This window comes from Roseinatronobacter ekhonensis, from assembly GCF_900499075.1.
GTDB lineage: Bacteria > Pseudomonadota > Alphaproteobacteria > Rhodobacterales > Rhodobacteraceae > Roseinatronobacter > Roseinatronobacter ekhonensis.
Window position 1 is genome coordinate 24,375 of sequence record NZ_UIHC01000008.1, and the last position, 13,225, is coordinate 37,599.

The following is a 13,225-nucleotide window of genomic DNA, read 5'->3' on the forward strand; positions in this document are numbered from 1 at the left end:
GCCTTGTAGCGGGGAAACCTGCCAAGGGAAAACGGGTTTTGTGACATTGGCCTATCGGCGCAGGGTTGCATCGGGCGGGCGAACTGACTAAATCAGCGGTCGAGAGGCTGGCGCGGGCAGACGCCTTGCCAACCCGGTCAGGTCCGGAAGGAAGCAGCCGCAGCATTTTCCGTCTGGGTCGATGTCCAGTCTCTCACCTTTCCTTCAACGCAAATCAGGTAGCGGGTGACAGGCCCGCCCAACGCGCGTTACGCTTGGTTACAGTCCGGCGCGCGGCGCGTCCCTGCTGTGGAGGACAGCTATGATACGACATATCCTGACACCGTTTTGGGCGGCACTGCTCATGGCGGCCCCTGCGATGGCGCAACAAAACTCTGACATGGTCGCGCCGGAAATCGCGACCGATGTGGCAATGGCCTTTCCCGGCCTGTCCGATGCCGGGCGCGCGGCGCTGGCGTCCAAAGCGGCGGGCGACAGTGTTGCGGCGGAGAACTGGATGGTCGCGGCCGCCAACCCCTTGGCGGTAGAGGCGGGCGCGAAAATACTGCGCGCGGGTGGCAGTGCGGCCGATGCGATGGTCGCGGTGCAAGCCGTTCTGGGGCTGGTAGAGCCGCAATCCTCCGGGCTTGGTGGCGGGGCATTTCTGGTCTGGTTTGACGCGGAAACGGGTTCGCTGACCACGCTGGACGGGCGCGAAACCGCACCGCTGGACGCCGATCCGCGCTATTTCCAGACCGAAAGCGGCGAACCGCTGGATTTTCGCAGCACCGTTGTCTCTGGCCGGTCGGTCGGCACACCCGGCACACCGCGCCTGATGGAAGAGGCCCATCGCCGTTGGGGCCGTGCCAACTGGGCGGGCCTGTTCGAGGATGCGATCGCGCTGGCCGAAGCAGGCTTCACCGTCTCGCCCCGCATGGCCGACTCGGTTGCTGGCGCTCAGGAAACGCTTGCAGTGTTCCCAGACACCGCCGCCTATTTCCTGCCCGGTGGAACGCCGGTTGCCGCAGGCGATACGCTTGTCAATGCCGCCTATGCCGACACCTTACGCCAAATTGCATCCGGTGGGGCGCAGGCTTTCTACACCGGTGACATTGCCGCCGATATTGTCGCGGCCACCCGCACAGACACCCTGCCCGGCCTGCTGTCGCTGACCGATATGGCGCGCTACCGGGTGATAGAGCGCCCGCCAGTCTGCTATACCTATCGGGGCCGCGATGTCTGCGGCATGGGTCCGCCCTCTTCCGGGGCCGTGGCCGTGGCGCAAATTCTTGGGATGTTGGAGAATTTCGACATACCTGCCATGGACCCGCGCAGCCCCGACACGCGCCGGCTGATGGGCGATGCAACGCGGCTCGCCTTTGCCGACCGGGGCCGCTATCTGGCAGATTCCGATTTCGTGCCGGTGCCGGAGAAGGGGCTGACCGACCGCGCCTATCTGGCCGCTCGGGCCGAGGTGTTGCGCGGGGATGACGCCTTGCCAGAGGTCAGCCCCGGCGAACCAGATTGGGACCATGCGATCCTGTGGGGCGATGATACCGGCGTGGAACGTCCCGCCACTTCGCATATCAGCATTGTCGACGGGTCCGGCAATTTGCTGTCCATGACCACCACCATCGAGAGCGGGTTTGGCTCGCGCCTGTTCACGCGCGGGTTCCTGCTGAATAACGAGTTGACCGATTTTTCCTTCCGCACGCATTCGGGCGGCTACCCGATTGCCAACCGCGTGGAGCCGGGCAAGCGCCCCCGCTCCAGCATGTCGCCCACCATCGTGCTGGAGGACGGTGCGCCGGTACTGGCCATCGGCAGCCCCGGCGGTGCGACGATCATCGGCTATACCGCGCAAGCGATCATCGCGCATCTGGATTGGGGGATGGATGTGCAAGCGGCTGTGTCGATGCCGCATCTGGTCAACAGTTTTGGCACCTATGCGCTGGAAGCAGACACTTGGGCGACAGAGCTGGAGGCACCATTGGGCGAATTGGGCTACCAAACGCGCGTCACACCGCTGACCTCTGGCTTGCAGGCGATTGCGATCGGCAACGGGTTGCAGGGCGGCGCGGACCCGCGCCGCGAGGGGATCGCGCTGGGCGAGTAGCACCGCTTGACCCGGATCGGGGCGACGCTCAAGCGCGCCCCGGTTCTCAGTCGGCGAGGTCGTCCAGCCATTGATACAGCGCCGACGGGTCGCCGCCCAACGCCACATGCATCCCGCTTTCGATGCTCGCATCGCCCGTCAGGCTGCGCAGAAACTGGTCGGGGCCGGCCAGATAGGCGTTAAAATTTGCCGGAGTCCAGCGCGCTCCGGTTGCGGCCGCGGCCTGCAACCCATCGGAATACAGCCGAAAATTCGGATCAGCGGCCAAAGCCCGTCCGGCGACGCCATACAGGTTCGGACCTGCGCGCCCACCGCGCGCCAGAACCGTGCCATCGGGGGCCGCGACCTGATGGCAGGTGCGGCAATCGGGCCATTGCGGATCATTGGCCAGCGCCGCGCCAGCCGATCCGAACACAAGGGCTATCAGGGCAAGTAATTTCATCCGCTCTACCTTTTGGTGCAGGGTAACACGCCGCGACACCTGCGCAAGCGCGTTCAGGGTTTCATCCGGTAACCTTTCCGAAACCACTGCCAGCACAGCGCCATGACCGCTGCAAGCGCCGCAAGCACGACAACCAGCCCCAGCCAGGGCGAGGCATCGGATTGCCCGATCATGCCAAAGCGTGCCCCGTCGATCAGGTAGAACACCGGGTTGGCGTGGCTGAGCGTAGCCATCACCGGCGGAAGCGCCGAGGTGGAATAGAATGTGCCCGACAGGAACGAAAGCGGCACGACGATGAAATTTGTGATGGCCGCGATCTGGTCGAACTTGTTCGACAAGATACCCGCCGCGATGCCCACCGCCGATAGCAACGCCGCACCAAGGGTCACGAAAACCAGTAGCCATACCGGATGCGCTACGCCTTGGCCCAGCACAACCGCCTCTGCAGCCAGAATGACCACACCGACCATCAGCCCGCGCACAACGCCGCCCGCCATATAGCCAAGCACCAGCTCGCCGCCCGACAATGGCGGCATGAGTGTGTCGACGATATTGCCCTGCACCTTCGAAATCACGATTGAGGAAGAACTGTTGGCAAAGGCGTTCTGGATGATCGTCATCATCAGGATGCCCGGCGCCAGAAAGCTGATGAAGGGCACACCCATCACGTCACCGCGCATCGGACCAATCGCCAGCGTGAACACCGCCAGAAACAAGCCCGCCGTTACCAGTGGCGCAGCCAGTGTTTGTGTCCAGACCACCAGAAACCGCATGATTTCTCGCTTTGCAAGCGCGCCCAGCCCCAGCCAGTTGACCCGCCCGAAGCGGCGTGCGCCCATGTCGCGAAATCCCGCCATGTCCATTTTCGGTTCCTTCCTGCTCTGTTCGCTCGGCTTGCGTTGATCGCGCATTGTAATTAGGCCGCGCGGCTTGTATTTCACCCTACCGCCTCTAAACTTGGGGCAAGACAATTCCAAGGGGAAGCTTGCGGGCTTCTTCCAGACAAGGGGTCTGCCATGTCATGGACAGATGAGCGGGTCGATCTGCTCAAGAAAATGTGGAACGAGGGGCATTCGGCCTCTACCATCGCCAAGGAACTGGGCGGTGTGACGCGCAACGCAGTCATCGGCAAGGTGCACCGGCTGGGCTTGTCCAACCGCAACGGGCCGGAAACAGCGGCGGAAGCGCCGGCGGCACCCCAGGCGCCTGTACCCGAACCAGAGGCTCCGGGCACGGCGGCGCCAGTCGTTGATCTGGCACAGGTCAAGGCCGAGCGGGCAAAGCCCAAACCAGCGCCAGAGCCCGCGCCAGAACCCGCCGAGACGGCCGCGCCGGTCGAAGAAGAGGCCGCCCCGACCTACACGCCCAAACCGATCATTCCTGCGGGCCAGCCATTGCCACCGCAGCCCTCGGCCAACGAGATTGACCCCGAAGCTTTGGCCACGGTGCGCGAGGTCGAGAAGACCGCGATGAAACTGTCGCTGCTGGAACTGACGGAACGCACGTGCAAATGGCCCATTGGCGACCCGGCGACCAGCGATTTCTGGTTCTGTGGCCTGCCCGTGAAAGCTGGCAAACCCTATTGCGAAGCGCATGTAAGCGTGGCGTTCCAACCCATGAGCACGCGGCGCGACCGCAAACGCTGAGGGCTGCAATATCGCACAAGTGCTGTGCAAGGCTGACTTTGCACAGCACCGCACTACACTCCCTCTCATGTTCATAGGGAAGGAGCATAATATGACCAATACAGCGAAACTCTCGACGACGGCTCTGGCGCTCGGGCTTTTGGCAGCCCCCGCGCTGGCAGATCCGATGCCCTACACCCATGGCGACCGCAGCTTCGAGGGCTACGTCGCGACCCCGGATGGCACGGCCCGTGGCACAGTGCTGCTGGTGCATGACTGGGACGGTCTGACCGAACACGAACGCACGCAGGCCGATGCGCTCGCCGCCGATGGCTATATTGCCGTGGCGCTTGACCTGTTCGGGACCGATGCGGTGCTGGAAGGCTTCGAGGATTACCGTCGCGAAACTGGCGCACTTTACGCCGACCGCGAAGAATTTCGCGGTCGCATCATGGCCGGTGCAGAGGCCGCCGCAGCACTTGAGGGCACGGGCGCGATGGTGATCGCGGGCTATTGCTTTGGCGGTGCGGCGACGCTGGAAGCCGCGCGTGCGGGCATGGATATGGCCGGTTTCGTCAGCTTCCACGGCGGGCTTGGCACGCCAGAGGGGCAGGATTACTCCGAAACACCCGCGCCGGTGATGGTTCTGCACGGCTCTGCCGATCCAGTTTCTGGCATGGCCGATCTGGCCGCGCTCATGGACGAGCTGCAATCCGCAGGCGTCGCACATGAAGCCCGCATTTTCGGCGGCGCGCGGCATTCCTTCACGGTGCCGGGCTCGAATGACTGGGATCCGGACGCAAACGCGGGCGCACAAGCCGCATTCCGCGAGTTTCTGGCCGCGCGGTTCTGAAAAGACACACGGGGGCGGCGTTGTTCGCCCCCGTTTCAGGCCCCGTATGGCACCCAGATGGTCTTGATCTGAACCATCGCTTCCAGCCAGTCGCGCCCCTGCCCGTCCACGGCTGGCGCGTGCCAGACTGGCTTCAGGTTGCCCGCGCTTTCACGCTCGACCCTGTCGGCAATCGCGGGCTGCGAAATTGCCATCGCCGCAACATCGTCATGCGCGGCCAATACCTGCGCCAAGTCCACGACCGGACCGGACACAATGTTCACAACGCCGCTTGGCACATCAGACGCCCCGAGTAGCGGGCCCAATTCCAACGCCGCAAGTGGGTTGGTTTGCGACGGCACGACCACCACGCGGTTGCCCATGGCAATCGCAGGCAGGATCAACGACAGCGCGCCCAGAAGCGGCGCCTCTTCACCGCAGACCAGCCCGATCACGCCAAATGCCTCGCGCATGGCCAATGTCACATGCGCGCTTTGGGTGTTGTGCACGGCCCCCGACAGCTTGTCCGCCCACGCGGCATAATACAGCGTGCGGGCAATGCTGGCGTCGATCTCGGCCTGGTCGACCTGCGCTGCAAGGGCGCTGCGCTGATGATCCAGCGTTTCGGCCAGAAAATACAGCACTTGCGCGCGTTGATGGCCGCTCATCTTGGTCCATCCGCCAGCCTTCTGCGCGGCTTCGACCGCGTTGCGAATGTCCTTGCGGTTGCCAAAGGGCGCATGGCCCAGTCGCGTATCGCCTGCCATCACAGACCAGCTTGTGCCGCCATCCGCACGCTTTTGCGCGCCGCCGATATACAGCTTTTGCGTCCGGTCCAGCCCGTCGGGCGTGCCCGTTGCTGGGCGCGGGTCAATCGCGGGCGGTGTCTGTCCCGCGACGGGCGTGCCTTTGCGCAAATAGGCCGCCATCCCCTCGCGTGCGCCTTCGCGGCCAAAGCCTGACGCGCGCATGCCGCCGAAAGGCGCATTGGCGTCGAACAGGTTTGTCGCATTTATCCAGACAACACCCGCTTTAACTTGTGCTGCCAAGTCCATGGCAACAGTCAGGTTTTCCGACCAGATGCTCGCGGCCAGCCCATAGCGCGTGGCATTGGCCAGATCCACCGCCTCTGGCGGGGTGCGAAAGGTTTGAAGCGTCACGACTGGGCCGAATATTTCCTCTGAAACACAAGGGCTTGCGGGCGACACCTCATCCAGCAGGATCGGCGAGCAAAAGCAGCCTTCAGGCGCGGTGCCTTCATGCGCGACCGCCCCTGCGGCCACCCCTTGGGCCACCAGATCGCGGATGCGGGCCAGTTGGCGCGGGTTCACGATCGCGCCAATATCGGTCGATTTGTCCAGCGGGTTGCCCACGCGCAGGCTGGCCATGCGGGCCTTCAGCAAGGTGCGAAAACGGTCGGCCACGCTTTCAGCCACCAAGATCCGCGTGCCCGCGCAGCAGACCTCTCCCTGATTGAACCAGACCGCATCGACCACGCCTTCAACGGCGGCATCCAGATCGGCATCCCCCATCACGATGAAGGGCGATTTGCCACCAAGCTCCAGCGTCAGCGCCTTGCCCGTACCAGCGGTTGCGCGGCGTATGACCTGCCCCACCTCTGTCGAGCCGGTGAAAGCAATCTTGTCAATGCCAGGATGCGCGACCAGAGCCGCGCCCGTATCCCCGTCGCCGGTGACTATGTTGACGACGCCGGGGGGCACGCCTGCCTCTGCGCAGATTTCGGCGAAGAGCAGCGCGGTCAGCGGTGTGTCCTCGGCGGGTTTCAGCACCACCGTATTGCCCGCCGCCAAGGCCGGTGCGATCTTCCACGACAGCATCAGCAGTGGAAAGTTCCACGGAATGATCTGGCCGCAAACGCCATGCGCGCGCGTATCGGGGAATTCGTCTGCCAACAGCGCGGCCCAGCCTGCGTGGTGGGTGAAATGGCGCGCGACCAAGGGCACGTCTATGTCGCGCGTCTCTCGGATGGGTTTTCCATTGTCCAACGCCTCCAGCACCGCGAACAGGCGTTCGCGCTTCTGGATTTGCCGTGCCAGCGCATAGAGCACGCGGGCGCGGCGCTGCGGATCGCCCTCCCATGCGGGTTGGGCCGCGCGCGCGGCTTGCACCGCCGCATCGACATCGGCTTCGCCAGCCATTGTGACCTGTGCCAACACCTCGTCGCGGGCCGGATCGCGGGTTTCCAACGGCGCGCCCGCTGCGGTGAATGCGCCGCCGATGAACAGGCCGAATGGCCCCTTCGCCAGCCAGTCGCGGGCCGCAGAGGTGCTTTCAGGGGCGGGACCATAGGCCATGGTTTCCAAATTCTCCGGTATTGTGGTCATCGTAACCCTTTCAGGCCAGCGCGTGGCGGTGGCTGGCGGCGTAGCGCCCGGTGACATGGTGTTCCAACTGGCGCTCTATATCGCCCAGCATGGACGACGCCCCCAACCGGAACAGACCCGGTCGCAGCCAGTCGCGCCCCAGCTCCTCGCGCATCAGCACCTGCCAGTTCAGCGCGTCTTTTGCGGTTTTCATGCCGCCCGCGGGCTTGAACCCCACGATATTGCCGGTGGCGGCGCGGTGATCGCGGATCGCACGGCACATGGTCAGGCCCACGGGCAAGGTGGCGTTGACCCCTTCCTTGCCGGTAGAGGTCTTGATGAAATCCGCGCCCGCCTGCATCGCGACGATGGACGCGGCATAGACATTGCTCAGCGTGACCAGATCGCCGGTGGCAAGGATCGCTTTCATATGGGCCGCGCCGCAGGCGTCTTTCATGGCCGCGATCTCGTCATACAGGGCCGTCCAATCACCGCCCAGCACATGCGCGCGGGTGATGACGATGTCGATTTCCTGCGCGCCCTGTTCTACGGCATAGCGGATCTCTGCCAAGCGCAGGTCAAGCGGCATCAGCCCCGCCGGAAAACCTGTCGCCACAGATGCCACGGGAATGCCAGAGCCGTCGAGCGCCTGCACAGCCGCACTGACCATGGTGGGATAAACGCACACCGCGCCCGTGCGCGGCATGTCGTCCAGCCCCAATCCGGCCATGATATGATCGGCCAGCGGCCTGCGCGCCTTGCCACACAGGCGGCGCACGCGGTCCGGGGTGTCATCCCCAGCAAGTGTCGTGAGGTCCATGCAGGCTATGGCGTTGAGCAACCACGCCGCCTGATGCGCACCCTTGATCGACCGGCGCGCCACAAGCGAGGCCGCGCGCCGCTCCGCCGCAGGGCGGTTCACCGCATGAAATAGATCTGTGTCTAGCGGAAGTGCGGGGTTGTCGGGGTGGTCCATTTGCTGCCTGCTCTTGCGAATTGCCCACACTATGGCTGCGTAGCGGATCACGGGCAATGCCCTTTTCAGGGGCGCTCTGACAGTTGACCTTCGCGCGCAATCGGCATATCCGACAAAGGCGCTTGGGTTTCACCCCCCGCAAGGAGTGTCGGGACATGAACACGCTGCCGAAATCGCTCAGCTTCAAGATGCCAGCGGATGCCACGCCGCTTGGGTATCAGCCCGCGCCAAAAAACGTGCTTTTGACGGTCGACCGTTTGCGCAAGAAATTTGCCACCGGTGACGCCCCTGCGGTGGAGCGCGCGAGCTTCGATCTGGGCGAGGGCGAGATGCTGGCGCTGCTGGGCCCATCCGGCTGCGGCAAGACCACCACCCTACGCATGATCGGCGGGTTCGAGGTGCCGGATTCAGGCCATGTCAGCCTGCGCGGGCAGGATATTACCGATGCCGCCCCCGAAGCGCGCGGCATCGGGTTCGTGTTTCAGGACTACGCGCTTTTTCCGCATCTGACGGTTCTGGACAATGTGAAATTCGGGCTGCGCAAGATGACCCGCGCGCAAGCGACGGACCGCGCAGCGCAGATGCTGCGCATGGTCGGGCTGGACGGGCTGGCAGGGCGCCGCCCGCATGAATTGTCAGGCGGGCAACAACAGCGCGTGGCGCTGGCGCGCACGCTGGCCATGGCCCCGCCGCTGGTGCTTATGGACGAGCCGTTTTCGAACCTTGACGCCGCCATGCGCGTGGACACCCGCCAAGAGGTGCGCAAACTGCTGAAACAGACTGGCGCTGCGGGTATTATCGTGACCCATGATCAGGAAGAGGCGATGGCCGTAGCCGACCGCATTGCGGTGATGGAGGCGGGGCGCATTGTCCAGATCGGCACCCCGGACGAGATTTACCGCTACCCCGTCTCGGCTTTCGTTGCGTCATTCATCGGGCGGTCCAACCTGCTGACGGGCAATGCGAACGGCATGGAGGTCGCCACGGAATTCGGCAATCTGCCCCTGTCACGCGCGGCAAACGGCGCGGTGACGCTGTCGGTCCGGCCCGAACAGATCATGCTGGAAGCCGATGCCGCTGGCCCCGCATCCGTTGTCGGGCGCGAGTTTCGAGGGCATGACCAGTTGTATTGGGTGCAGGAAGGCGAGCGCTGCATGCAGGTGATTTCCGGGGCGGGTGCGACCATCGAAGTCGGGCAGCGCGTCCGGCTGCGGATCTGCGATTGCGTTGTGCCGCTGGCATAGGGGTATAAGGCTTCCCTTCCCCGCCCAAGCGGTATAAAGCGCGCCGAAGTCCATATACCGGAGCAGACACGATGCAAGGCAGCGCAAATCTTAACCTTATGATTCAGGCCGCGCGCAAGGCGGGGCGGTTGCTGGTCAAGGATTTCCGCGAGGTTGAAAACCTGCAAGTGTCCTCGAAGTCTGCGGGCGATTTCGTATCCCGCGCGGATCTTGCCGCCGAAGCCGCGATCCGCGAGATCCTGACCGAAGCGCGCCCGAATTACGGCTGGCTGGCCGAGGAATCGGACCCGGTAGAAGGCAAAGACCCGACCCGCCGCTGGATCGTGGACCCGCTGGACGGCACCACCAATTTCTTGCACGGGATGCCGCATTGGGCGGTCTCCATCGCGCTGGAATTCAAGGGCGAGATCGTTTCGGCTGTGGTGTTCGACCCGGCCAAGGATGAATTGTTCATTGCAGAAAAGGGCACCGGTGCCTTCATGAACGGGCAGCGCTTACGGGTGTCAAACCGCAACATATTGGCAGAGGCGGTTTTCGCGGGCGGCATTCCTTTTGGCAACAAGCGCACCTTGCCCGCGACACTGCATGATCTGGCGCAGCTTATGCCGCTTTGCGCGGGGCTGCGGCGCTGGGGCGCGGCCTCGCTGGATCTGGCCTATGTCGCCGCAGGACGGTTCGACGGGTTCTGGGAGCGCGAGCTGTCTGCGTGGGACATGGCCGCCGGGTTGCTTCTGGTGCGAGAGGCGGGCGGGTTTACCGGCCCGATCCGCGAGGGTGCCGGAATATTCGAGCGCGGCGAAGTGATCGCCGCCAATGCCGAGATTTTTGATCGCTTCGCGAAAGTCATCCGCACGCGCCCGACCCAAGGCTGAGGGCGCGCAATCGGCCTGTGGCGCATCGGGCCGCAAGCCCGATGCGCGCTAACTTACATGGCAGCAGCCAGCTTTTCGCGCCGCCCGACCAGTTCTTCGGCCACCAAAAAGGCCAGTTCCAGTGACTGGCTGGCGTTCAGACGCGGGTCGCATGCGGTGTGATACCGCTGCGACAGGTCTTCGTCGCTGACAGCGTGCAGACCGCCCGTGCATTCGGTCACGTCCTTGCCCGTCATTTCGAAATGCACACCGCCGGGGATGGTGCCCTCGGCATTATGGACCGCGAAAAACTCGCGCACTTCGCGCAGGATGGATTCGAACGGCCGGGTCTTGTAGCCGGTCGAGGATTTGATGACATTGCCATGCATCGGATCACAGGTCCAAAGCACATTCGCACCCTCTTCCTGCACAGCCTTGACCAACCTTGGCAGATGGTCGCCCACCTGCCCCGCACCAAAGCGCGCGATCAGGGTCAGACGTCCGGCCTCGTTTTCGGGGTTCAGCTTGGCCAGCAGCACTTTCAGGTCATCTGCCGTCAGCGAGGGGCCGCATTTCAGCCCGATCGGGTTTTGCACGCCCCGGCAGAATTCGACATGCGCGCCGTCTGGCTGGCGCGTGCGGTCGCCGATCCAGACCAGATGGCCGGAGCCTGCAATATTCTGCCCGCTGGTCGAATCGATCCGGCACAGCGCTTCCTCGTATTCCAGCAGCAGGGCCTCGTGGCTGGTGTAGAAATCCACCGTCGCCAGATCGCGGCTGGTCTCCGATGTGATCCCCGCCGCCGTCAGAAAGTCCAGCGTGTCCGAGATCCGGCTGGTCATTTCGCGATACCGCTCGGCCTTGTCGCCATCGGCAAAGCCCAAGGTCCAGGAATGCACGCGGTGCATATCTGCATAGCCGCCGGTCGAAAAGGCGCGCAGCAGGTTCAGGCTGGCCGCCGCTTGGGTATAGGCCTGCAACATGCGCGCGGGGTCGGGGATGCGCGCCTCTGGCGTGAAATCGAACCCGTTGATGATGTCGCCCCGGTAGCTGGGCAGCTCCACCCCGCCCACGGTTTCCATACCCGAGGAGCGCGGCTTGGCGAACTGGCCCGCCATGCGGCCCACTTTCACCACCGGCACTTTCGCGCCATAGGTCAGCACGATCGCCATCTGCAACAGCACCTTGAACGTGTCGCGAATGCTGTCGGCGTTGAACTCAGCAAAACTTTCGGCGCAATCGCCACCTTGCAGCAGGAACGCTTCGCCGCGTGCCGCAGCCCCCAGTTTGCGCTTGAGCGCGCGCGCTTCACCGGCGAACACCAGGGGCGGGTAGCTGGACAGACGCCCCTCGACCTGCGCCAATGCGTCTGCATCCGGATAATCGGGCATCTGGATGCGCGGCTTTTGCCGCCATGAGGATTTCGTCCAGCCTTGTATCATAATGCCCTCCGGGTCTCTGATTGCGCAACCACGCCGCGCTTTGCCGTCCCTATACAAAAGCCGCCCCGCGCATGCAAATGCGTTTGCTCTTGCGCGGGAAAATGAAACCTGATTGTGTCGCGCAACTTCAACGCAGGCCGCGACATGACCAAGCCCCAGCCATCCAGCCAGACAGCCCCGGCCCATGTGGCGTTTTTGCTGCTTGACCGCTTCACGCTGCTTGCGTTTTCCTCTGCCATCGAACCGTTGCGGCTGGCCAACCGGATCAGCGGGCGCACCCTGTATACATGGCAGTTGGTCAGTGAACGCGGCGGGTCGGTAACCTGTTCGAACGGCACCGAGATTACTGTGACCGCAAAGCTGGACGACCTGCCGGGCGACAGCCTGATCGTGGTATGTGGCGGGGTTGATGTGCAACGCGCAACCAGCTCTGGCGTGCTGTCATGGCTGCGCAAGCGGGCGCGCTACGGCAACCGTATCAGCGGCATCTGCACCGCGTCTTGGGCGCTGGCCAAGGCCGGGTTGTTGGACGGAAAGCGCGCGACCATCCACTGGGAAAACTTCAACGCCATGGCAGAGGATTTTCCCGAAGTGGATTTGTCACGCTCGGTCTTTGTGGTCGATGGCGCGCGGGTCACGGCAGCGGGCGGTATCGCCTCGCTTGACATGACCCTGTCGCTGATCGCTTCGGCGCATGGCAGCGATCTGGCCAATTCCGTGGCCGACCAGCTTGTGTATTCGTCGATCCGCACCAACCGTGACACGCAGCGCCTGTCGATCCCGGCGCGCATTGGCGTGCGCCATCCCAAGCTGGCGCGGGTCATCGAGATTATGGAAAGCCATATCGAAGACCCGATCAGCCCATCCGATCTGGCAGAGGCCGTGGACATGTCCACCCGCCAGTTGGAACGGCTGTTCCGTCGCTATCTGAACCGTAGCCCAAAGCGGTATTACATGGAATTGCGGCTGGAGCGCGCGCGCAACTTGCTAATGCAGACCGATATGAGCGTCATCAATGTAGCGCTTGCCGCGGGATTCACATCGCCGTCGCATTTCTCGAAATGCTACCGCGCGCATTACGATACCACGCCCTACCGCGAACGCGGCGCGCATGGGGAAAGCGACTAACGCGCCTTTGGCCCACGCCGGATAATATAGCGTTGCGCGCGGTCCTGATCTGCCTGTTCCAGCAGGTCATGTCCCGCCTCTGCGCAGAAATGCGGCAGGTCCACCACGGCAACCGGGTCATCGGCCAACACATGCAGGACCGCACCCGGCGGCAGGGCCAGCAGCGCCTTGCGGGCGCGCAGCACCGGCAACGGGCAGCGCAGCCCGCGCGCATCGAGTATGTGATCGCCGTCCATGGCCCGGATGTAGGGCAGCCCCGCGCCCAT

Annotated in this window: 12 protein-coding genes and 1 other RNA gene; 7 read left to right on the plus strand and 6 right to left on the minus strand. The window is 63.9% G+C overall.

Annotation, left to right across the window (positions count from 1 at the left end):
• Positions 1 to 100 precede the first annotated feature (100 nt).
• Positions 101 to 199: signal recognition particle sRNA small type (gene ffs / locus ROE7235_RS05585), an RNA gene on the plus strand.
• Between the two features lie 102 nt (positions 200 to 301).
• Positions 302 to 2,095, plus strand: coding sequence for a gamma-glutamyltransferase (gene ggt / locus ROE7235_RS05590; RefSeq protein WP_121093692.1), 1,794 nt, complete (start codon positions 302 to 304; stop codon positions 2,093 to 2,095).
• A gap of 46 nt (positions 2,096 to 2,141) precedes the next feature.
• Here the strand turns inward: ggt and ROE7235_RS05595 are convergent, their stop codons facing one another.
• Both ROE7235_RS05595 and ROE7235_RS05600 read right to left on the minus strand, forming a co-directional pair.
• A complete protein-coding gene (locus tag ROE7235_RS05595) occupies positions 2,142 to 2,537 on the minus strand; it encodes a c-type cytochrome (protein WP_121093693.1) in 396 nt (131 codons plus the stop codon).
• 53 nt (positions 2,538 to 2,590) lie between these two features.
• On the minus strand, positions 2,591 to 3,394 hold the full coding sequence (locus ROE7235_RS05600; protein WP_370743482.1) for an ABC transporter permease: 804 nt from the start codon (positions 3,392 to 3,394) through the stop codon (positions 2,591 to 2,593).
• A 159-nt stretch (positions 3,395 to 3,553) separates the two neighbouring features.
• Here ROE7235_RS05600 and ROE7235_RS05605 point away from each other — a divergent pair, with 159 nt between their 5' ends.
• Entirely contained in the window at positions 3,554 to 4,183 is a 630-nt protein-coding gene (locus ROE7235_RS05605; RefSeq protein WP_121093694.1) for a GcrA family cell cycle regulator, read from the plus strand.
• 91 nt (positions 4,184 to 4,274) lie between these two features.
• Entirely contained in the window at positions 4,275 to 5,015 is a 741-nt protein-coding gene (locus ROE7235_RS05610) for a dienelactone hydrolase family protein (protein ID WP_121093774.1), read from the plus strand.
• 35 nt (positions 5,016 to 5,050) lie between these two features.
• Here ROE7235_RS05610 and ROE7235_RS05615 read toward each other — a convergent pair whose 3' ends face one another.
• Both ROE7235_RS05615 and deoC read right to left on the minus strand, forming a co-directional pair.
• Positions 5,051 to 7,339 carry an aldehyde dehydrogenase family protein gene (locus tag ROE7235_RS05615; RefSeq protein ID WP_121093775.1) on the minus strand — a complete coding sequence of 763 codons (2,289 nt, stop codon included), beginning with the start codon at positions 7,337 to 7,339 and terminating at the stop codon, positions 5,051 to 5,053.
• A gap of 10 nt (positions 7,340 to 7,349) precedes the next feature.
• Positions 7,350 to 8,294 (minus strand): deoxyribose-phosphate aldolase, encoded by a 945-nt coding sequence (deoC, locus tag ROE7235_RS05620; protein WP_121093695.1) that lies wholly within the window; start codon positions 8,292 to 8,294, stop codon positions 7,350 to 7,352.
• A 155-nt stretch (positions 8,295 to 8,449) separates the two neighbouring features.
• Here deoC and ROE7235_RS05625 point away from each other — a divergent pair, with 155 nt between their 5' ends.
• Both ROE7235_RS05625 and ROE7235_RS05630 read left to right on the plus strand, forming a co-directional pair.
• On the plus strand, positions 8,450 to 9,538 hold the full coding sequence (locus ROE7235_RS05625; RefSeq protein ID WP_245963885.1) for an ABC transporter ATP-binding protein: 1,089 nt from the start codon (positions 8,450 to 8,452) through the stop codon (positions 9,536 to 9,538).
• 71 nt (positions 9,539 to 9,609) lie between these two features.
• On the plus strand, positions 9,610 to 10,410 hold the full coding sequence (locus ROE7235_RS05630) for an inositol monophosphatase family protein (RefSeq protein WP_121093696.1): 801 nt from the start codon (positions 9,610 to 9,612) through the stop codon (positions 10,408 to 10,410).
• Positions 10,411 to 10,463: 53 nt separating this feature from the next.
• On the opposite strand, the gene ROE7235_RS05635 is transcribed toward ROE7235_RS05630, so the two are convergent.
• Positions 10,464 to 11,831, minus strand: coding sequence for a class II 3-deoxy-7-phosphoheptulonate synthase (locus ROE7235_RS05635; RefSeq protein ID WP_121093697.1), 1,368 nt, complete (start codon positions 11,829 to 11,831; stop codon positions 10,464 to 10,466).
• 144 nt (positions 11,832 to 11,975) lie between these two features.
• Between ROE7235_RS05635 and ROE7235_RS05640 the strand changes: the two genes are divergently transcribed.
• Positions 11,976 to 12,959 (plus strand): GlxA family transcriptional regulator, encoded by a 984-nt coding sequence (locus tag ROE7235_RS05640; protein ID WP_121093777.1) that lies wholly within the window; start codon positions 11,976 to 11,978, stop codon positions 12,957 to 12,959.
• Here ROE7235_RS05640 and ROE7235_RS05645 read toward each other — a convergent pair.
• The gene (locus tag ROE7235_RS05645; RefSeq protein WP_245963886.1) at positions 12,956 to 13,225 is read right to left on the minus strand and encodes a sulfurtransferase TusA family protein; all 270 of its coding nucleotides are present in this window, start codon (positions 13,223 to 13,225) and stop codon (positions 12,956 to 12,958) included. The genes ROE7235_RS05640 and ROE7235_RS05645 overlap by 4 nt on opposite strands.

Excerpts from the sequence above, each read along its gene's own strand:
- ggt (WP_121093692.1), top strand. The coding sequence starts at position 302 with ATGATACGACATATCCTGACACCGTTTTGGGCGGCACTGCTCATGGCG.
- ROE7235_RS05595 (WP_121093693.1), bottom strand. The coding sequence starts at position 2,537 with ATGAAATTACTTGCCCTGATAGCCCTTGTGTTCGGATCGGCTGGCGCG.
- ROE7235_RS05600 (WP_370743482.1), bottom strand. The coding sequence starts at position 3,394 with ATGGCGGGATTTCGCGACATGGGCGCACGCCGCTTCGGGCGGGTCAAC.
- ROE7235_RS05605 (WP_121093694.1), top strand. The coding sequence starts at position 3,554 with ATGTCATGGACAGATGAGCGGGTCGATCTGCTCAAGAAAATGTGGAAC.
- ROE7235_RS05610 (WP_121093774.1), top strand. The coding sequence starts at position 4,275 with ATGACCAATACAGCGAAACTCTCGACGACGGCTCTGGCGCTCGGGCTT.
- ROE7235_RS05615 (WP_121093775.1), bottom strand. The coding sequence starts at position 7,339 with ATGACCACAATACCGGAGAATTTGGAAACCATGGCCTATGGTCCCGCC.
- deoC (WP_121093695.1), bottom strand. The coding sequence starts at position 8,294 with ATGGACCACCCCGACAACCCCGCACTTCCGCTAGACACAGATCTATTT.
- ROE7235_RS05625 (WP_245963885.1), top strand. The coding sequence starts at position 8,450 with ATGAACACGCTGCCGAAATCGCTCAGCTTCAAGATGCCAGCGGATGCC.
- ROE7235_RS05630 (WP_121093696.1), top strand. The coding sequence starts at position 9,610 with ATGCAAGGCAGCGCAAATCTTAACCTTATGATTCAGGCCGCGCGCAAG.
- ROE7235_RS05635 (WP_121093697.1), bottom strand. The coding sequence starts at position 11,831 with ATGATACAAGGCTGGACGAAATCCTCATGGCGGCAAAAGCCGCGCATC.
- ROE7235_RS05640 (WP_121093777.1), top strand. The coding sequence starts at position 11,976 with ATGACCAAGCCCCAGCCATCCAGCCAGACAGCCCCGGCCCATGTGGCG.
- ROE7235_RS05645 (WP_245963886.1), bottom strand. The coding sequence starts at position 13,225 with ATGGGCGCGGGGCTGCCCTACATCCGGGCCATGGACGGCGATCACATA.